General features: G+C 46.5%; 17 protein-coding genes and 1 pseudogene. 3 read left to right on the top strand and 15 right to left on the bottom strand.

From position 1 onward, the window contains the following. Positions 1-118 precede the first annotated feature (118 nt). The 14 genes from ACWGOO_RS10635 to leuC all read right to left on the bottom strand — a co-directional run bounded on the left by ACWGOO_RS10635 (position 119) and on the right by leuC (position 16764). Entirely contained in the window at positions 119-799 is a 681-nt protein-coding gene (locus tag ACWGOO_RS10635) for a TIGR00266 family protein (protein WP_452483510.1), read from the bottom strand. A gap of 250 nt (positions 800-1049) precedes the next feature. After that, a complete protein-coding gene (locus ACWGOO_RS10630) occupies positions 1050-1787 on the bottom strand; it encodes a CAP domain-containing protein (RefSeq protein ID WP_452483151.1) in 738 nt (245 codons plus the stop codon). Between the two features lie 617 nt (positions 1788-2404). Beyond that, entirely contained in the window at positions 2405-2866 is a 462-nt protein-coding gene (locus ACWGOO_RS10625; RefSeq protein ID WP_452483149.1) for a GNAT family N-acetyltransferase, read from the bottom strand. Beyond that, positions 2859-4043, bottom strand: a complete 1185-nt coding sequence (gene purT / locus ACWGOO_RS10620; RefSeq protein ID WP_452483147.1) for a formate-dependent phosphoribosylglycinamide formyltransferase — start codon at positions 4041-4043, stop codon at positions 2859-2861. The genes ACWGOO_RS10625 and purT overlap by 8 nt, the downstream gene beginning before the upstream one ends. A gap of 184 nt (positions 4044-4227) precedes the next feature. After that, on the bottom strand, positions 4228-4416 hold the full coding sequence (locus tag ACWGOO_RS10615; RefSeq protein ID WP_452483529.1) for a hypothetical protein: 189 nt from the start codon (positions 4414-4416) through the stop codon (positions 4228-4230). A 240-nt stretch (positions 4417-4656) separates the two neighbouring features. Further along, a complete protein-coding gene (locus ACWGOO_RS10610; protein WP_452483145.1) occupies positions 4657-8340 on the bottom strand; it encodes a dynamin family protein in 3684 nt (1227 codons plus the stop codon). A gap of 193 nt (positions 8341-8533) precedes the next feature. Further along, the gene (locus ACWGOO_RS10605) at positions 8534-9079 is read right to left on the bottom strand and encodes a glutathione peroxidase (RefSeq protein ID WP_452483143.1); all 546 of its coding nucleotides are present in this window, start codon (positions 9077-9079) and stop codon (positions 8534-8536) included. A 102-nt stretch (positions 9080-9181) separates the two neighbouring features. Continuing rightward, positions 9182-9454: an NAD/NADP transhydrogenase alpha subunit gene (locus tag ACWGOO_RS10600; RefSeq protein WP_452483141.1), complete on the bottom strand. Its 273-nt coding sequence runs from the start codon at positions 9452-9454 to the stop codon at positions 9182-9184. 64 nt (positions 9455-9518) lie between these two features. Next, positions 9519-10187, bottom strand: a complete 669-nt coding sequence (gene nth, locus ACWGOO_RS10595) for an endonuclease III (RefSeq protein WP_452483139.1) — start codon at positions 10185-10187, stop codon at positions 9519-9521. A gap of 214 nt (positions 10188-10401) precedes the next feature. Continuing rightward, on the bottom strand, positions 10402-11052 hold the full coding sequence (locus ACWGOO_RS10590; RefSeq protein ID WP_452483137.1) for a GerMN domain-containing protein: 651 nt from the start codon (positions 11050-11052) through the stop codon (positions 10402-10404). 44 nt (positions 11053-11096) lie between these two features. After that, positions 11097-12596 carry an N-acetylmuramoyl-L-alanine amidase gene (locus ACWGOO_RS10585; protein ID WP_452483135.1) on the bottom strand — a complete coding sequence of 500 codons (1500 nt, stop codon included), beginning with the start codon at positions 12594-12596 and terminating at the stop codon, positions 11097-11099. Positions 12597-12911: 315 nt separating this feature from the next. Then, the gene (locus ACWGOO_RS10580; protein WP_452483133.1) at positions 12912-14489 is read right to left on the bottom strand and encodes an N-acetylmuramoyl-L-alanine amidase; all 1578 of its coding nucleotides are present in this window, start codon (positions 14487-14489) and stop codon (positions 12912-12914) included. 226 nt (positions 14490-14715) lie between these two features. Further along, positions 14716-15318: a 3-isopropylmalate dehydratase small subunit gene (leuD, locus tag ACWGOO_RS10575; protein ID WP_452483131.1), complete on the bottom strand. Its 603-nt coding sequence runs from the start codon at positions 15316-15318 to the stop codon at positions 14716-14718. Between the two features lie 21 nt (positions 15319-15339). Beyond that, entirely contained in the window at positions 15340-16764 is a 1425-nt protein-coding gene (leuC, locus tag ACWGOO_RS10570; protein WP_452483129.1) for a 3-isopropylmalate dehydratase large subunit, read from the bottom strand. A gap of 289 nt (positions 16765-17053) precedes the next feature. Here leuC and ACWGOO_RS10565 point away from each other — a divergent pair, with 289 nt between their 5' ends. Together ACWGOO_RS10565 and ACWGOO_RS10560 are read left to right on the top strand one after the other, a co-directional pair. Then, on the top strand, positions 17054-17227 hold the full coding sequence (locus ACWGOO_RS10565) for a hypothetical protein (RefSeq protein WP_452483127.1): 174 nt from the start codon (positions 17054-17056) through the stop codon (positions 17225-17227). Between the two features lie 32 nt (positions 17228-17259). After that, positions 17260-17535: pseudogene (locus ACWGOO_RS10560) on the top strand (stalk domain-containing protein); the annotation flags it as partial. Positions 17536-17597: 62 nt separating this feature from the next. Here the strand turns inward: ACWGOO_RS10560 and ACWGOO_RS10555 are convergent. Then, positions 17598-17795, bottom strand: coding sequence for a hypothetical protein (locus ACWGOO_RS10555; protein WP_452483125.1), 198 nt, complete (start codon positions 17793-17795; stop codon positions 17598-17600). 195 nt (positions 17796-17990) lie between these two features. Here ACWGOO_RS10555 and ACWGOO_RS10550 point away from each other — a divergent pair, with 195 nt between their 5' ends. Then, the gene (locus ACWGOO_RS10550; RefSeq protein WP_452483508.1) at positions 17991-18335 is read left to right on the top strand and encodes a DUF6713 family protein; all 345 of its coding nucleotides are present in this window, start codon (positions 17991-17993) and stop codon (positions 18333-18335) included. Positions 18336-19701: the final 1366 nt, after the last annotated feature.

The raw sequence follows: 19701 nt of genomic DNA, 5'->3' as shown, positions 1-19701 counted from the left end.
TACTATTTTACAACGTTTTTTTATATAAGCATGTTAAAAAGGATGGCTATGTGCCATCCTTTTTATTACGCCTTTTTGGTTCGTACAGCTCATCCTTAACCTCTACATAGACGAAAAACTACTTGCTATCGGGTATAAAACTTTTAATCCATTGTCCGAAGCTGCCTGGATTTCGGCTTTGGATCAATACCGTCCCCTCGCCGCGAAAACGGCATACAAGTGCTTCTCCGCTCGTTACACTGGATAACCAGCCTTTGGACGCTTTTTCAATTTTGTAATCCATATAGTCCGGCCATGCCACCAGATGAGCGTTATCAATAATACGCTCCTCTCCGGGTGCAACATAAATCGGATGAATGGCTCCGTAAGAGGACAAAAACACTGTTCCGCGACCGCTGATTTCAACGATAAAAAAACCTTCGCCCGAGAACAATCCTTTCATCAGATTCTGCATTTTGGTGCTGACTTCAATGCCTTCCGTACACGCCAAGAAGCCATCCTTTTGCACCAAAAGTCTATACGTACCGTCCAATTCCACTGCTTGTACATCGCCTATACTTGCGGGAGCAAGCAACACTTCAGCTGGCCCCCGAGATGCTCTCAGCTCCTGAAAAAAGAATTTCTCCCCGCTCAGCATCCGGCCTAAACCGCGCAATAATCCACCATCCACAGTCCCCTTTATGTCCACGCTCGAAGACATAGAAACCATAGCTCCCATCTCCGCTTTAATCGTTTCTCCGGGGTTCATCTGCACCTTGAGCATAGCAAAAGCACCTTCATGCACAATTTCGTAGCTCATTCGTTCACCTGACTTTCCCATAAGTTATTAGTTATCAATATAGCTTGGTGTCATCATACTATACTTGCAGCAATTATGCCTGTTCTTGCATATAAGCAAAAGTAATAGTTAAGAGCATTATTAGAAGGGAAAACAACGTAAAAAGCCCGCTGAACGTGTCAGCAGGCCCTTAAATTTAGCTTTAAATCGTCAGCATAATGGTATACACGAGAAATATAATGACGTTTGAAGCACTTTTTATTATCGACTTTTAGTTACGTGTAAATTCCTGTACCCAATATCCATTGTAGTAAGCTACACCGATTTGTGTATATTCTGCCTTCAAAATATTTTCACGGTGTCCCTGACTGTTCATCCAGGCTTTCATAACTTCTTGCGGTGTTTGTTGTCCCATCGCAATATTTTCACCCGCATACGTATAAGTTACGCCGAATTTCTTCATCATATCAAACGGTGAGCCGTAAGTCGGAGATGTATGGGAAAAGTAATTGTTTGTACTCATATCCTTTGCCTTGGCCAAGGCCACTTCGGTAAGCTTCGCGTTAGAAGCGAGTGGGCTCAAACCTTTTTGGCTACGCTCGTTATTCACCAGCTTTACTACTTCTGCTGCAAATTGAGACTTACTGAGTTGTGCATTCGACCCGGCGGACTGACCTGCTCCTGAATTCGTATTTTGAGCTTTCGACAGTTTGCTGGTAGCAGGCTGTGAACCCTTTGAGTTAGCCGGCTTTGCCACTTGCTTGTCGGAACAAGGATTCGTTGTCTTTGTTTTCGCTTGATCCTGTCCTGACAAATCCTGAATGACGGTCTTTGTAACCGTAGTCGTTCCGTTAGAGGTATTTACCGTATAACCGTTATCTTGGAACCATTGCTGTAGTTGGGCAGACAAATCGTCGGCTGGTGAAGCTGATGCCGGAACGATGAATCCTGCGGATAACATAGCGGTTAAACTTCCCATCACCAGTGTTTTTTTCAACATATTCTTCATTTCGTCATCTCCTTGTTGTATAATGTCTTGCTGTGAACGTTCCTGGTTACAACTTTGTAATCTTTACTCTAGCAGTATATCATGTTTCATAACAGGATCAATGGTATAAAATTTGGAAATCGGGTGGAAGGTTACCCATTGGCTGACACACCGCCGTACGTACGGTTCGGTATACGGCGGTTCCTAAGTTTACGTTTTGAATCCGAAATGGATAAGAATCCGTGGTCTTTAAGGATACTGTTTCTGAGGGATTTCGAGAGGATGGGGCTATTGGATATTCTCCAGTAGCCTTTTCTTGTGTTCGCATATCCCCATGTTGTCTGGACAGTTTATTGGATTTTGCCTGTTTTGCAGGCTTATCCCACTTTGGATGCCTGGTGCGGTTCGTGTTCCTCAGGTCGGAATTTTGCCGCCAGCTTCCTTTAGATTCCGCCTCACGGCGGGCACCCTTGCTCTTGGCTAATGGTTGGCAACTGTCAGCCCCCATATCGGACTTTCACCGCCTAGTTACGCGCCATGCATGGCGCACAAAAAAGAGCCCCGCTCGGCAATAGCCTAGACGGGACTGATCTATGGGTAATGAGGCTCTGGATATAATCCGGGCTTGTACAGGACTATTATTTAAGCTTTTTGCTGAAACGGTAGCCTTGCTTTTCAAAGCCGATTCGGTTGTAGAATGCATGAGCCTCTACTTGTTTGATACGGTTATTCGCTCCGGTAATGAACAAATGGAGACTTCCTTGCGCATGTCCCCACTCCTCACCACATGCCACCAGGCGCTTGCCGATGCCCTCGCCGCGATACTCCTTGCTCACGACCAGCATGGTGATTTGTACGGCAGGATCAGGATAAGCCAGGCTTTGAGCCGTATGCATGCCGATTACGCCGACAACACGACCATCCATTTCTGCGACCATCATATTCGCTTGACAGTCCTCCTGCGTAGTTCCCATAACTTCTTTCATCACACCACAAGTCATCGGATAACCGACTTCTCTTAGCAGTCCTGTTACGGCTTCGCAATCGTCAAAATCTACGGAACGAATTGTCAGTACTGGAATCATCACATTGTTAGACATGATTTACCTCCACTTTCAGCATATTGGCAGCTTCTTTGGCCGTCTTCCGTGCTGTTTCCACATCTCCCGCAGCGCTAAGCGCCACAGCTATCCGGCGTCCCGGCTTGGTTTCAGGCTTCCCGAACACTCGCACCTGTGTCCGGGGTAGCAATAATGCATCATGCAGACCACCGATTACAAAATCCCGTGTAGCCCGTTCTGCCTTCAAGGTAGCCGAAGCCCCAGGGGTTAGCAGCGTGACCGACGGTATCGGAAATCCGAGAATGGCCCGCACATGAAGCGCAAATTCCGATAAATCCTGCGTAATCATCGTTACCATTCCCGTATCATGCGGACGGGGGGATACTTCACTGAATACGACGCCATCAGCCGTTAAAAACAGCTCCACGCCAAACAATCCGTAACCACCCAGTTCATCCGTAATCGTACGGGCAATGTCCTCCGCGTCTGAGAGCTGCTTGTCCGTCATGCCATGAGGCTGCCAAGATTCGACATAATCCCCATCCTTCTGAATATGGCCAATCGGTGGGCAAAAAGTCGTACCCGACACCGATCTGACGGTCAACAACGTAATTTCACTTTCAAACGGAACAAAAGCTTCAACAATGACACGTGCTGTTTTGGCACGTGCGCCTTCCAGCGCCGTATTCCAGCAGGATTCCGCATCTTCGGGTGTCCGACATACAGATTGCCCTTTACCCGACGAACTCATCAAGGGTTTGACCACGCATGGCGTGCCCAACTCATGAACCGCTGACCGCAACTGCTCAAAATGATCTGCAAAGCGGTAGGCGGCGGTCGGAAGTTGCAGCTTCTCGGCAGCAAGCTTGCGAATGCCCTCCCGGTCCATCGTAAGACGGGCGGCCCGGGCCGTTGGAACTACGTGAAATCCCTCTTGCTCCAATTCTTCCAAAGCACCCGTAGCAATAGCTTCGATTTCAGGTACAATTATGTCGGGCTTTTCCTTGCGAATCAGTGCTTTCAACGCCTCAGCATCCTGCATATCCAAACAATGAGAACGATGGGCCACCTGCATTGCTGGAGCCAGTTCATAACGGTCTACAGCAATACATTCCACGCCAAGCCGCTGAGCTTCAATAATTACTTCTTTTCCCAATTCGCCGCTACCCAGCAGCAGCATCTTTTTAGCCCCGGCAGAAAAAGGAGCACCCCACATCTTGAATTCTTCCCCTCTGACAATATTGCTCTGATCTCATTTCATCCTTATTTTCAGGGTTTAGCTCCAAGAATGCAATAGCGCTCCGCATTTAAATTTACAAAAATCGCGATTTTTTGATCTTTTTTTTACAAAATTCTGAACCGTGCTTCCACCAGCTTCCGATAAATTCCATGTTTTTTCATCAATTATTCATGATTCCCACTTCTTGGATCTGACCATGATCCAGCACGACGATATGATCGGCATTCCGAATGGTGGACAAACGGTGAACAACCATGAGAGAGGTTCTGCCTTCCAAAAGCACTTGAAGTGCTATTGGAAGGTTCGCAATTGGCGGGTAGTTAGACAAATTAAATCTCTTTCTTATCATTGAATATGGCTAATTGCTCAGTATTGCTTTCTTTGCAGAGCATGCATAAAACACCGGGTTGTCCTGCAACCCGGTGTCCTGATGAAAGATATACTTGTGTACATATTTATATCCTTAAGAAATTACAAGGAATTGAAACGATCCATGAAGCGGCTGTAGCCCGCAATCTATGGATGGAATTTTATTCGATGGCTGATTAGGGTATTTGAAAAAATGAACTTAGGCTATGTGTGGAAAGAATTACGTTAGCGATTCTTCCTTCTCCAAAGCAGCGACCCGATTAGCAAGCTCTTCCCAAACCTGTGGCTGTTCACCACCCGCAAGTGCATGCTCCATACCACGAATCGTCTCCAGCATCTGCTCCCGAAGCTGAGCCGTCTGCCACATTTGTTCTTCCTGTACCTGCGTAATGTAAAAAGAGGACATTCGGTCTCGCTGTTGCTCTACAGCTTCCCCGATTCGCTCGCGTAGTACCGACTCCAGTTTGGTTTGCAGACCTGCACGGCCAGCTCCTTCAAAAAATAGCTTTGGATTTTTAAAACTGTTCCAATATTCCTTCCACTGGACGGTCTCCTGCAAGGAAATTTCAATCAGTTCGGGAACAGCCCATTCTCCGGGTTCAGGAATCGTGCAATCCAGTCCTTCCAACTGATGGTTCACGTCCTCTACGCACCGCTGTATAACCTTGCGTACCAGGCTTTGTCCCGTTTTTTCCAGCCTCAGCGTGGTTGCCAGCAATTCCTGTGACAGTTCCAGTTCGATCAGACGCATCAGCTCACGGCCACAGGATGCAAAGGCTGAGCGAAGATCGCCCATGCCTTCCCGCAGGACAGACGGATGAAACGCCTCCGCCATAAACTCTCCAGTCCGATAAGCCAGCCGTTGACGTACGTGAAACAGCAGTTCATCGGTTTCCCCAGACAACACGGATGCACCACTGCTATCAGACAGGCTCAGGAGCGTTTGCTCCAGTTCCTCGCGGATATGGGTTAATCGCTCCAACCGCCCTTCGCGTTCCTCCACGCTATATCTAGCATCGGCGGCGTGTTGCTCTATCCGGCTCCGCAGGCGCCCCAGTTCCTGCATGGCGGACGCAATGGATAATCCGGCCAGCTCTTCGGCTGCGAATGCTGAGAAATCATTTTCAAACGCATCAAAACGTGAAACTGCACGCAGCGAAGCCTCTCCCTGCTCGGCTGCTTCTAGCGCCAGCATACTAGACAGCGGATAAATATGCGGCTTACGAATCCCGTTCGCTTGCAGTTGCTCCTGCACATGCCTAGTCACGGATTGTAGCTCTTCTTCGGACGAAGCTAGGTCGGCTGCATTGACGATAAAAAAGGTCTGATCCAGCGCCAACGTCTCTTTCACGCGGCCCAATTGGTTCAAAAATTGACGGTCTCCCTGGGTAAATGCATGATTATAGTACGTGACAAATACAAGAGCGTCCGCATGCTTCATATAATTGAAGGTCACGCCTGTGTGACGCGCATTTACTGAATCCGCTCCAGGCGTATCCACAAGCACGATCCCCTGACGGGTCAGAGGGCAGTCATAATAAAGGTCAATATGCTCCACAAAGCATGACTTATGCTCAGACGCGACAAAATCACGATATTGCTCCAGATTTACTTGAAGCTGCTGGCCCAGCAAACTTTCAGCTTCTTCCCATCCAGCTGCGGCAGCCTTCAAAAAGCTGAAATGGGGCCGTCCGGCAGGGTGAATGCCTTCCGGGGACAACGCATGTACGGTATCCTGCCATCCCTCTGCACCCGGTTCTCCCAGTCCTAGCAGCCGGAACGAGTATTTAAGATCTTCCCGCAAAGCGTGCACTGATTTCATATGGACGTCGGCGGTGGCATGGCGCTCCTTGCTTGCGGGCGCCATAATCCGGTTAATCGCCGCTGTCGTCGGATGCGGCGATACGGGCAACACTGCTTCGCCCAGCAAGGCGTTGGCGAAGCTGGACTTCCCGGCGCTGAACGCTCCGAACAGCGCCAGCGTGAACCGCCCGCCCTCCAGCGCAGCGGCGCGAGCGCGTAAATCCCGTGCCGCCGCCTGCATGGCAGGGTACGGGCTCACCAATGCAGCGGCGGCCTCCAACCGGGACGCTGCTGCATCCAGCCGCGTGCGGCGGCCTCCGGCGGCGGGCTGTGCTGCCGCCGTGCCCGCAAGCGGCTGCGCCGATGCAGCGTGTGCGCCAGCGGCGACGGTACGCGCAGCGACCGCTGGCTCGGCCGAAGCCATCGAGGCCGTAGCGGCGGTTTCCGCCGCAGGCGTAGGTGCTGCCGCGCGGGGCAGCGCACCGAATGCGGCGGCCCGCGGCAGCAAGCTGCGCAGCGCGGTGGCGTGCGCAGCCGAGGCGCTTAGGCGGGCGCGATAGCGGCCCGCCGCGTCCGCCTGCGCCAGCAGCTCGGTGCGCGCGGACGCAAGAGCCGCGCGACGTGCTTCAGCCTGCACAGCTAGCTGCGCCAGCAGGCGGTCTGCCAGCGCCAGGGCATTACGGCGGCAATCTGCCGTGACGGCGCTGCGCAGATCCTTACAATAGTTCAGCGTATACTCCGGCGACAACGCTGTTTCCTTCACCGTCTGCTCAATCAGTCTCCGATCCGTCACAGGGCGAATTTCGTCCAGCTCCTGCTCCATCGCAGCCGACCACAAACCATGCTCATCCCCCCAGGAACGCAGCAACTCTCGCACATGGGGGAGCAACTGACCCTCTACCTGATCAGCCAGCATACTTGTCAGTCGTTCCAAACGATTTTCCTTCTCCCGCTCCGTCTTCCCGCCGGCAAACCATAGCCCAGCCCTGAAGCCCGGCTTGCGACTCTCTAAATATTCGCCCGCCGCCTCACGCAGCTTTGCAGGTGTCAAATAGGCATGTTCCAGTACATGATCCAGCTCTTGCCGCAGCCGTTTATGCTCCTGCTCCGGTAGCATCTGCCAGTGTTTATCCTCTTGCTGCAGAACTTCCATCTCCATATCCAGACGCGAAATTGCTTCCTCCCCGCCTGCCTCTTCCAGCAACTTGTTCAGTTCCTCTTCCTCGGCAGCCTGTACAACCTCCACATGTTGATCCGCCAAATGGCGCATGGAGGAAACCAAACTGTACGACAATAGCTCTGTTTTTCGCTCCAACAGTGCTTTAATAAGCAACGGCAGCTCTTCCCATTGGTTCCAAGGATGGTTTTGCTCTTTCAAGGAGGTGAACAGTATATCCGTGTAATTAACCTGCCAAGCATGAAAGCTGGCCTCCACCTCACTACGATAACGTGTAAATGAAAGCTCTCGCTCTCGATGCTTATCTATTTGGTTAATAATCAAATATAACGGCTTGCCCCAATCCGACAGACTTTTGGCAAAGGACAAATTATTTTCCGATTGAACATGGTTATAATCCATCACATAAAAAACAATATCCGCCCAGTGTAAGGCTGAATGTGTCGCCAGTGCATGACCGTGGTCCGTAGAATCGACACCAGGTGTATCCAACAATACCCCTCCACCAACTAACATCGGGACATCCTCCCATACCTGAACCGATTCGTAAGCTCCGCCATTTTTACAATATTCATCCAGCTCATACAGAGAGGCTTCCAGCACCTCCGGCTCCGGATTTTCTGAAGTATTGGCCGGGTGAATTAGTGCTCTCGAACGTCCGTTGCGGATGGACACCACATTAGCACTGGTAGGAACCGGCCCGGATGGCAGCACTGTTTTGCCGCACAGACTGTTGATCAAGCTCGATTTCCCAGCGGAAAAATGCCCGCAAAATGCAATGGTCAGTTCCTCTGCATCCGCCTTCTCCAGCAGGTCAGCTACAGCTTTTGCTCCTTCCTCATCCCCGGCTGTACGCAAAAAATCCCGTAGCTGTTCTATCGTGTTCATTTCTTCCCGAGCATTCTCTGTAATCGTTTTCATCATAAGTTATATTTCCACTCCTTGTCCCTTAGCTGCCTCAAATAGCTTTATTGTAGCATTACTTAGGCGCTGTGAGAATCATCACAATTAAAAAAGATGTTAAAAAAAGGCGCTCCTCGCCATGTACATGACTTTGGAAAACCGCCTTTTTATCCATAGTACCCATAAGTTCATCTCATTCTGTCCAAAACTGATCTTACAGCAAAGCTTCAATATCCTCTTCCATATCCAGAGGATCCGTCGTTGCCTCAAAGCGTTTGACCACTTTCCCGTTCCGATCCATCAGGAATTTTGTAAAATTCCATTTGATCGAATCTCCTGCTAAGTATTCAGGATGACGCTCATGAATTAAAGGAATAAGTATTTTGGCAACCGAATGCGTTTCATTAAAGCCCTCAAAGGGCAACGACGAGGAAAGATATGTAAACAACGGGTGAGCCCGCTTATCACGTACATCCACCTTTTGGAACATGGGGAACGAGACACCATAATTCAGGGTACAAAATGTATGCACACTGTCATTGGAATCCGGCTCCTGATCGGCAAACTGATTACACGGAAAGCCGAGAATCACCAAACCTTTATCCTTATAGTGATCGTACAGACGCTGCAAATCCTGATATTGAAATGTAAACCCACATTGGCTGGCCGTATTTACAATCAACACCACTTTATCTTTAAAATCACTAAGGGAGATTTCCTTGCCGTTCATTGCAACGGCTGAATAATCATAAATGCTCATTTAAGAATAACTCCTCTGTAAGTTACACACCATGCGCGCTCAGGCTGGTTAGACCAGCCGGGCCGCCTACAGCGAACATGCAAGCATGTCCGCTAATTGAACTTAATTTGTTGCCGCCTCAAGCACTGGCAGCAAAATTTCAAAGACTTGACCATGCTGTAAAATCGTAATTCCGCGGGATTTGTCCCTCATTACGACTACTTCTGGCTTCTGAGACATACGCTCCAGATAATGCTCAGGTACATCACCAGAATGGCTGACCGTGATTCCTTCAAGCTCGCGCTCTTCATTTTCAGTAAACTCCGATGTTACGATTTGCTCAAAAATATCGGAAAAATCCTCAAAATTGTCTGTATATACCGAAATACATTTCATACTCTTCATCCTTTTCTACACTTAAATGGTTAAACCCTCAGTAATCTCTGTCGGGTCTTTAAGCTCAACGTTCCTTATCTTTCCTGATCCGGGACGTTTTCATACGTTTCTTGCCTTCCCTGCATACATCGAGCAACGGACATACCTGACATTGAGGATTTTGTGCTTTGCAGTGATAGCGGCCGAAAAAAATGAGTCTGTGATGGGTCAAGGACCATTCGTCCCTAGGTACCCTTTTCATCAGCTTTTTTTCCACCTCTAGCACTGAGTCGTCCCATCCCGCAAAGCCCAGTCGTTTGGAGACACGCTCTACATGCGTATCTACCGCAATGGCTGGTACATTAAAAGCGGTGGACACAACGACATTAGCCGTCTTGCGTCCAACACCGGGAAGCTTGACCAACTCATCATGCTCAGATGGTATTTCTCCCCCGTACTGGTCTATCAATATACGGCACAGGTTATGAATATGCTTAGCCTTGTTCCGGTACAAGCCGATTCTGCGGATATCCTGCTCCAGCTCTTCAATGGGAACAGCCAAATAATCCTCGGGTGTCTTGTATTTTTGAAACAGGTCTGCCGTTACTTTATTCACCATCTGATCGGAGCATTGAGCGGACAATAACACAGCAATCGTTAATTCAAAAGCATTGTCATGGTTCAACTCACAATGAGCATCCGGAAACATTGTACCGATGGTGTCCAATATATGACGTGCGGTTGCTGCATTCACGGAATCCTACCTCCTACCACCAAAAAAAACGTCTTGATACGGGATAGCCCGCATCAAGACGGTCACTCTAAATAATCATCCGGAAAGAAACGAATACTATTTGTGCATGACTGCCTGCATAGGCGAGAAATACACTCCTATATTATCATTAACTATCACAGATTGCACGTAAAAAGTGTGTAATTTCCAAGAAATTTTCATACAGTCTGATCTGTTAACGTGTCATAGGATGATCCAGGTCTACATGTCCCATTAAGGATTCCAGGGATTGACCATCTACGAGCAAATCCAGCGTTTTGACTTCCTTGAACTGGAACATCGTTTTCTTCAAAGCGTCGATAGCCAATTCCTCGCCGCCAGCACCCAGACGAGCCTCATCCGGCAAGGAAATATCAAAGGTCAATGCTCCGTTGTCCAATTTGATCTTGTGCACGGAAATTTTCTCGGACCATAACGGTATCAGAACAGAATCCCCACTCTTTTGCAGAGCTTCAAACGCCTTTTGGAATTTTTCCAGCTCGCTTGGGTAGGTAATTTCTTTTTTCTGCTCCTTCAAGCCTGTCTCTTGTGTATCCGTATAGTACACCGTGATCTGCTGAGTTTGGCGGTCTCCTGATTTTACCGTATCCGTCTTGGTATTTGTAGGCCCGGTTGACGAGGATGCAGGTGTCTGACTCGCTCCGTTATTTTTAGCAGACTTAGTCGATGCATCAGGGGCCGTTTGTTCTGGTGTACTATTTTGCGCCGCAGACGTTTTTGTTTCCTGAGATGGAGCCGCAGGAGCGGCTGTCTGCTTGGAGGCGCAGCCTGCACTTGCAATAGCAAACATTGCCAGCAGACCTGCGATTACGATTTTCTTGTTCATATGTCCCCCCCTTGTTTGGCGTAGGCAAGCGATTTGTTGAAGATTTATTTTACACCAAGGTACTCTGTGATGCCATCTGCAATCCCTTGAGCTACCCGGTTTTGGAAATCTCCATCAAACAGTGTGGCTTCCTCTTTCGCATTACTGAGATATCCTACCTCAAGCAAAACAGCAGGCATCGTCGTTTCCCGAATGACATGGAAATTGCCATAACGAATGCCCCGGTCTGTCAAACCTGTCGCTGGAGCAAAGTACTTATGCATGACGTTGGCCAACGCTTTGCTTGCACTACGTTGGTAATACGTCTCTGTACCGTTGGAAGCAGAGCTGCCGCTGCTGTTGGCGTGAATGGACACGAATACGTTGGCATTGAGATTTTCAGCCACTTTTACACGCTGTTTAAGCTCCAAAAACGTATCATCGCTGCGTGTTAACACAACCTCGAGTTTAGGGTTCTGCTTCAAAATACTTTCTACTTTCAGAGCCATCGCCAGGTTGAAGGTCTTCTCGTAATTTTTTCTTGAAGCCCCAACGGCTCCGGAATCTTTTGCTCCATGACCTGCATCAATTACAACGACTTTTTTGCCATTACTGTTAACTGGTGAGGTCTGTGTATCATCCGGCTGTGAACCATTTGGCAAGGTAGCATCAGATGTTGTATTCACTGAATCCTTCGATGCCAGATCGACGTTAACACGATTTGAGCCATCATTGTATGTGGTATAATTCATGGCATGCTTCAGATCAATCACAACGCGAACCGTTGAAGGTTCCTTTTGGAATAAAGCATAACGGATACCGGATACATCCGTTTCATCCTGAATATCCAGTGAACCATTCAAATTGCTGTCCAGCTTTTGCTGAGCCCCGAAGTTGTCAGCAAACGCAGTAGCCGGCAAATCCACAACTACCCGGTCAGGGGCCGTCATTGTAAATGCTTTTGGCTTCACTGCACCCGTAGTCGTAATGGTTAAGCGGTTTTGGCTGAAACTGATTCCCTGTACCTGCATTACACCTGAGCTGGCATTATTCATTGGTACAGTTACACTTCCTGTACCTGTGCTGCTATTCCCGGATTTAGAAGGAGTAAATTCTCCGTTTCCCGACCCGCTACTGCGGGTATATAATTTTACGGACTTGGAGCTACTGTCCCATTTTACGTCCAGTCCCATTTGCTCGCCGATAAAGCGAAGCGGTACAAGGGCATAATTGGAACGCAGCAGAGGCGAAGCATCCAGACTAATGTCGCTTCCATTGACAGTCGCCGTCTTGCTTCCGATTATCATTCGGATCGAGGTACTGTCCTTCTCAATCGTTATGGTTCGCGCCTGCTGCTTCCATGTCACGTCATAACCTAAATTTTCAGAAATTACGCGTAGCGGAACCATCGTATTTCCACTAATCACTTGTGCCTTAGCACCGCTCGGGACACTTAACTGTTGATCGTCAAGATAGATTTGTGTTTCACTCGAAGCCGCATGTCCATAACCCGGAATCGCCCACATGAAGACAAATAATAATAACAAAAAACCAAATTTCTTCATTCGTCACCCTTCCATTCATAATTTTTTTGCCACATGCTCCGGTGCGGCGAACTGATATACGCGCTTATGTAATATCAGACAACCTTTTAGACGTTATTCCACACCAAAAGTTGCGAATATATCCCATCATAACAGAAATATACGTGCCAAAGAACTAGTTTTGTCGAATTTTAGCTAAAAATATAGTTCATTCGCTTTACCGGCTAAAATCATTGACCGATTACAAAAAAACTGCTTTCTCCCTAAACATAGCTAGGGATGAAAAGCAGTTTTTTGTTGAGTTTCATACGATCTAATTTAAAATTCTCAAAATGATCAGTTGATAGATTCACTCGTGTCATTGCCAGTAACAGTCCTCAGATATTCCTTTAAACCGCCAACAATGCCTTCCGCAACCCTTTCCTGTGTTTCTTCCGAGAACATAGCCGCTTCATCAGACGGGTTACTAAGGTAACCACATTCCAGCAGCACAGCTGGCATTTGGGACTTTCTCGTCACCACATGATTCGCCACCTTAATACCGTTATCCTTAAATCCGGTAGCTGCTACAAGATGCTTATGCATCGTCGTTGCCAGTCCCAGACTTTCCTGACGTGCATAGTAGGTTTCGGAGCCGTTGGCTTTTCCTTTATTGGAGGCTAGCATACTGTTTCCATGGATCGAAACAAACACGCTTGCCCGCTGATCGTTTGCAAGTCGGGGACGTTCATCCAGCGTAGGATACGTATCTCCATCACGGGTCATTACCACCTGAATATCAGGATCGTTTTGTAAAAGCTGCTTGACCTTTAACGCTACAGCCAATGTAAACTCCTTTTCGTGCCTTCCAGTCACACTGCCTGCTCCAGCGTCCTTGCCACCATGCCCTGGATCAATGACGACAATTTTCCGTCCGTCGCTGTTTGTTGGTGTCACAGCCTGATCAACACCGCGTTCACGCAATTGAAGGGTGATTTTACCTGTGCTGTTTGTTGAAAGCTCGTAATCACGTACTTGGTTTAAAGCAATAACAATACGAACGCCGCCCTTTTGTCCATCCGCGGGAGCAAACCTGATTTCCTGCACATCCTTACTATCACTATTCGTCAGCACTCGTGATCCATCGCTGCTGCGAACCGGAAACTGCTGAGAAAGCTCGGAAGCCAGTGCAGCTTCTGCCAGATCTACAACAATGCGATCAGGTCCCGTCATCTTGGTCACTTTAGGCGTTACAACCCTGTTCAATGAAATCTGTAATGCTTCATCTTGAAAGGTAATGTTTTGAAGTAGCAGCGTATTTGCTTTTAGCTGTTCTGTATCCTGCTGCTTAGATGATGAGAGTGCATCCTGTGTAAGCTTGTCTGATCCAGCGAGATTTGTAGTCGTTGTTGTCGACGAAGACGTTTTTTGTGTACTCGTGTTCTGTGCCTGCGTTTGTGACGATTTTTGGGATTGAGACTGTTTTTCTGTCAGCTGAGTTGTCACTTTCTGACTGAGATTCACGGATTTATTTTTATTATTCCAATCTACCTTCAGTCCCATTTGCTCCCCGACAAAGCGCAGCGGAACCATGGTGGAGTTGCCACGCATTACAGGAGGCGCATCCAAATTAACCGTTGTTCCATTTACATCAGCTGATGTACGGCCCACATACATGGACATATCCGTGCTGTTTTTTTGGATTGAGATTTTATAGGCTTGTGGTTCCCATTTGAATTGATAGCCAAGCTGTTCACCAACCACTCGTAGCGGAATCATCACTTTTCCATTGACCATTTCAGGCTTGGCATCTGCAGGCGCTTCTATCCTTTTTCCATCTAAAAATAAATCTGCTCCAGCCGCATTCACATGAGAGGAGGACGGCCACAACCAAATTAAGATAGCCGCCAGTATCAACCAACCATATTTCTTCATCCTCATTCCCCTAACTTAGATATGTATTTTTTTGTACTACTGCATAAGCATAGTCCTTCAGCCATTTTACATTTACCATACCATGCTGAGTCGAACCGTCAACCCCTTATTTACCAATTTATCTTATGAACATGACGAAAGCCCGCAGGCAAAAGAATTGCCAGTACGGGCTTTCTATCCAACAAACCAGTTCATTTTAATGCTACAAACTCATACTGAGCTGGAATTATGCGCCTTGCTTCGCAGCACGCTTCTGTTCATAAGCCAGAATTTCCGACTCATGCTGGAGCGTCAGACCAATGTCATCCAGACCTTGCAGCAAAAATTGACGGCGATGCTCATCCAGATCAAAGTCAATATGCAGACCATAATCATCGGTAACTGTTTTTTCATTTAGGTCTATGTTCAGTTGGTAGTTATCATGCTTCGCCGTGCGTTGAAACAAATCCTCTACTTGCTCCTCAGACAGCTTGATCGGCAAAATACCATTTTTAAAACAGTTATTATAGAAGATATCCGCATAAGACGGTGCGATTACGCAGCGAAATCCATAGTCCATGATCGCCCACGGAGCATGCTCACGGGAGGAGCCGCAGCCAAAGTTGGCACGAGAGACCAGAACGGATGCCCCTGCATAGCGAGGTTTGTTCAGTTCAAAATCAGGATTTGTATGTCCATCTTCATCAAAACGCCACTCGTAAAACAGAAACTGTCCAAATCCTGTACGCTCGATTCGTTTCAAAAACTGCTTGGGGATAATAGCATCTGTATCCACGTTCACCCGATCCACGGGTGCTACAATCCCTTTTAAAGTTGTGAATGCTTCCATTGTAAATTCCTCCTCCGTATCCTAGCGGACTACTGCTTCCTGCTTGAATTTCCAGTCCCGTACATCGACAAAATGTCCATGAATTGCGGCAGCGGCTGCCATTGCCGGAGATACGAGGTGAGTCCGTCCTCCACGTCCCTGACGTCCTTCAAAGTTACGGTTGGAGGTCGACGCACAGCGCTGCCCCGGTTGAAGCACGTCCGGATTCATTGCAAGACACATACTGCATCCCGCTTCACGCCACTCAAAGCCTGCTTCCTTGAAAATGATGTCCAATCCTTCTTGCTCGGCCTGAATTTTCACACGTCCTGAACCTGGTACGACGATTGCCGTTATTTTGTCAGATACCTGGTAGCCCCTTGCAACCTCAGCCGCAGCACGCAAGTCTTCAATCCGCCCGTTCGTGCATGAGCCGATAAACACATAGTCAATCGCAATATCCGTGATCGGTGTGCCTGGCTTCAAATCCATATATTCAAGCGCTTTCTCAGCAGCTTTACGTTCGTTCTCTGTCGGCAATTCTGCCGGAATCGGTACGGTAGCGGAAATATCTGTACCCATACCGGGGCTAGTACCCCAAGTTACTTGTGGAATCAAAGCATCTACATCAAACTTCAGCACGATATCAAACTCAGCGCCTTCATCTGTAACAAGCTCTTTCCACTCAGCAACCGCCTGCTCGAAAGCAGCTTCTTGCGCTACATGTTCACGTCCACGCAAGTAGTTAAAGGTTGTTTCATCCGGCGCAATCATACCCGCTCTGGCTCCGCCTTCAATGGACATGTTGCACACGGTCATGCGTTCTTCCATGCTCAATTCGCGGATGGATTCACCTGTATACTCAATAACATAACCAGTTGCGAAATCCGTGCCGTATTTAGCAATAACACCCAAAATCATATCCTTCGCTGTCACACCCGGCTTGCGTCGCCCCACAAAGCGAACTTCCATTGTTTTTGCTTTGGCTTGCTGGAGACATTGCGTTGCCATTACATGCTCTACTTCGCTGGTTCCAATACCAAATGCGAGCGCTCCGAACGCGCCATGCGTGGAAGTGTGGCTGTCACCACAAACAATTGTTTTACCCGGATGAGTCAGACCAAGCTCCGGCCCCATAACGTGAACGACACCTTGATCAATCGTATCCAGATCATACAGAGTGACGCCGAAATCACGGCAATTTTGAGTCAATGTATCAATCTGCTGCTTGGAAATCGGGTCCGTTATATTGTAACGATCCTTCGTCGGCACATTATGATCCATCGTCGCAAATGTAAGCTCTGGACGACGCACCTTGCGTCCGCTGAGACGAAGCCCCTCAAACGCCTGCGGCGAGGTCACCTCATGTACTAGGTGAAGGTCAATGTACAAAATACTCGGCTTTCCCTCTTCCTGATAGATGACATGGTTATCCCAAATTTTCTCGAACATGGTCTTTTTGCTCATCAACATTCACCCCTGTGTTTTTCGAATCTAGTGTAGAGAAGGCTGTTCGGCTTTCTCTTGGATGTCAACAATATACCACGGCATGCTTGATTGATCCAAGATATGATATCTATAGAAGTGATAGTCTTGGCCTATAAGGCTGGATAAGGCGATATGGGCTAATCGTTGGTATATATGGGTTTTATTTTTTGCAGTTTGGGGCTGGATAGAGTGATTTGGGGAGGTTAATTGAGAAAAATATTCCTAAGTCTGATAGACTACTTAAAAAAATTAATAAAGAGGATATATTGTGAAAAGGCTCATTATCATGTTTGTAGCGCTCATCATGTTTTTAGGAGCGATACCGACTATTAATGCCGAAGAAACAAATTATCGTATGTCGATGGAAAAGTCATTGCAGCCCGGCCCGCGTATTGAAAATGGTTCTCTTATGCTTCCAGTCGTCGCGTTGTTAAGCAATTAGGTTATTCAGTAGTACTTGATTCTAACTTTTCCGAACGAATAAAAATTTCAAATGGACAGAAGACTATCACTTTCACACTCGGAGCTAAAAATATCTATATCAGTGCAAAAGAAATTCGCATGCCTATTAGCTCTAAAACATACAAAGGGGTAACTTATCTTCCGCTACGTTCAATTTCCCAAGCGCTTGGGAGACCATTTGGCATTAACCCTTCAGAACAGTACGCCTGGATTGGAGCGATACCGATTAATATAAAAGCCTTCCACCTGAGATCGCACACACAGCAACATACTTCTGGCTATATGTAGATAAAAGCACAGGTAAGGTTACATCAATGCAATAGTTAAGATCCTCGGAGCAATCCGGAGTTTTAATATTCTCTAAAATACCTCTCATCGTTTCCTGTGGGCATAGGTCTACTCTGTCCACACTCCCAGCCCTCTATGATGACGATATCCCGCAAGTGGCTCTTGTCCTCCCACGAGATATAGTGATCCTTCTCAAGAGCCAGTAACTCTGCTCGAATGTCCTCTGTACGCCTTCCTGTTTTTATCTCCATTTCCTTCATAGTGGCATCCATCTACGGCCTACCGAATAGTTGTAGACTGAACGACGACGTTAAGCTAACGGGCAGTTTAATGGAACTCTCCATGTTTCGAAACGTAATTATTTAATGATTGTACCAGAACTCACTTAAAGTGAGGTATGATTAACTCTAAGTATATTCAATAAGTGAGGTGTAACTTTGTCATCAATTTTACTAATGATTTTTTCAATTAATTTTGCCCTACTACTTTTGCACGAAATGGATGCCATAAGAGCTAAAGAATGGAGAATGTTTATAATCCTAAAAGATATGGAAGATAAACGCGCATTTAAAGTATTTACCATTTTGCATCTACCGCTATATACTTTTTTATTGTTTTCATTTATTAATCAACAACTTTTATCTTTCGTAATATTAGATCTATTTTTAATTTTTCACTCGATCGCTCATTTTTTCTTTGAGAGGCATCCAAATAATAATTTTAAGAACTCATACTCAAGATTAATTATATATCCAATGGGCTTATTAAGTTTGTTACATCTTCTTGGGATAATGTATTGACGTAATCCGTTTCTTACTGGAGTAAATAACCAGTCTTTCGAGTTGGATTTGTGGCAAAAGAAACCTAAATTGTTATCAGTTAAAATTAATTTCATATTACGCTTACGGGAAACGTTAGTTCAATGAAACAGCGACAGTCTAGGGCTTTATTTTCCCTTCTTAGCCCACTGTTGATTCTTTTATTGTAGTTAACAAAGCTTTATTTTCTACGAACATTTAAAAAGTGAACTCATACCAGTTCCACCTAGAATGTCCGTCTATAAGCAATTCTTCAACTAAAAAGCTCTGCCTACCAATTAAGGTTAGCAGTGCTTTTTACATGTATCCAATTAAAGTTACCTAATTTACATTATCCACTTTACGCCGACTCTGTCGATTTGCCAGTTTACCGCTATTTGAGTAACTTAAATTAAATAGGCAAAACAATCCCCTTCGACCAGTTAAGGTTAGCGGGGATTGTTTTGTTCTTTGTTTAGTATCCTCCAATGGTATCGTGAAGCTGAATACTATGGTGCTGGTCATAAGCATGATTAGGCCCATTTGCGTTAAACAGAAAGCTAGCTGCGACGATCAGAAAATCCATTTTTCTCAACATTGTCTAACCAGACTTTATCAATAATATTTACATATAGGATTTGAATCTATATATAACATGAATAGCGTTGCATAAAAATTATTGATCAATAAATATGTAAATCATGCTATAAATGCTAAAAACTTGTTGTCCACTCCATAAAAAAATCTCCATAATTAGGGGAGCAGGTCATCCTGTCCAAATCCCTAACTATAGGAGATCACACTTGGACAAGGATACACTTTTTTCGTCATTTGGTAAATGGGTAGCACCCTTAAATCGTAAATTAATTTCGGATTGGACACTCGAATTTGGTGATGATCGATATGTGAAGAAGCTTGATACCTTAGCCTATCTTCTCATTTTCATCGACGCTCAGCTTTAGCAACATCGGGGTTTACGAAATATTGTGGCCGATATTCAGCATCATGAAGGGTTCCACAGCGAACTTGGAATAGACTCCATCAGCACCTCTCAACTTTCCCGGAAAAATAACAAGGTATCGCCAGAACTTCTTCAGCAAATGGATTGGATTACTTGCTCTCAAACACCGGTTACTTTTTTTCGTTGAGAGCATTGAAGTAAATGTAATAATTTTATAAATAGTGTATTATTAGAACATTAATAATTAATTATATTACGTTTATGCAACGCTATTGGATCTATATACAATATCCCTCATAATACAGCATCGCCAAGTTTCAAATGCTCCGACAGATTAAGGAAAAGACAAAGCCATTCCCTGAAATGAAGGTTACTGTTCGAAAAGAAGCACGAATACCTTCAAGCAGG

This window comes from Paenibacillus sp. NPDC055715, from assembly GCF_053617595.1.
Note: the sequence above shows the minus strand (reverse complement) of the source record. Positions and strands in the feature narration are given on the sequence as shown.

Bases quoted from the DNA above. Each gene is read 5' to 3' on its own strand.
- ACWGOO_RS10625 (WP_452483149.1), bottom strand. From the start codon at position 2,866: ATGTCTAACAATGTGATGATTCCAGTACTGACAATTCGTTCCGTAGAT.
- ACWGOO_RS10550 (WP_452483508.1), top strand. From the start codon at position 17,991: ATGATTTTTTCAATTAATTTTGCCCTACTACTTTTGCACGAAATGGAT.
- purT (WP_452483147.1), bottom strand. From the start codon at position 4,043: ATGTGGGGTGCTCCTTTTTCTGCCGGGGCTAAAAAGATGCTGCTGCTG.
- leuC (WP_452483129.1), bottom strand. From the start codon at position 16,764: ATGAGCAAAAAGACCATGTTCGAGAAAATTTGGGATAACCATGTCATC.
- ACWGOO_RS10630 (WP_452483151.1), bottom strand. From the start codon at position 1,787: ATGAAGAATATGTTGAAAAAAACACTGGTGATGGGAAGTTTAACCGCT.
- ACWGOO_RS10610 (WP_452483145.1), bottom strand. From the start codon at position 8,340: ATGATGAAAACGATTACAGAGAATGCTCGGGAAGAAATGAACACGATA.
- ACWGOO_RS10605 (WP_452483143.1), bottom strand. From the start codon at position 9,079: ATGAGCATTTATGATTATTCAGCCGTTGCAATGAACGGCAAGGAAATC.
- ACWGOO_RS10590 (WP_452483137.1), bottom strand. From the start codon at position 11,052: ATGAACAAGAAAATCGTAATCGCAGGTCTGCTGGCAATGTTTGCTATT.
- ACWGOO_RS10585 (WP_452483135.1), bottom strand. From the start codon at position 12,596: ATGAAGAAATTTGGTTTTTTGTTATTATTATTTGTCTTCATGTGGGCG.
- ACWGOO_RS10555 (WP_452483125.1), bottom strand. From the start codon at position 17,795: ATGAAGGAAATGGAGATAAAAACAGGAAGGCGTACAGAGGACATTCGA.
- ACWGOO_RS10600 (WP_452483141.1), bottom strand. From the start codon at position 9,454: ATGAAATGTATTTCGGTATATACAGACAATTTTGAGGATTTTTCCGAT.
- leuD (WP_452483131.1), bottom strand. From the start codon at position 15,318: ATGGAAGCATTCACAACTTTAAAAGGGATTGTAGCACCCGTGGATCGG.
- ACWGOO_RS10635 (WP_452483510.1), bottom strand. From the start codon at position 799: ATGAGCTACGAAATTGTGCATGAAGGTGCTTTTGCTATGCTCAAGGTG.
- ACWGOO_RS10580 (WP_452483133.1), bottom strand. From the start codon at position 14,489: ATGAAGAAATATGGTTGGTTGATACTGGCGGCTATCTTAATTTGGTTG.
- ACWGOO_RS10615 (WP_452483529.1), bottom strand. From the start codon at position 4,416: ATGATAAGAAAGAGATTTAATTTGTCTAACTACCCGCCAATTGCGAAC.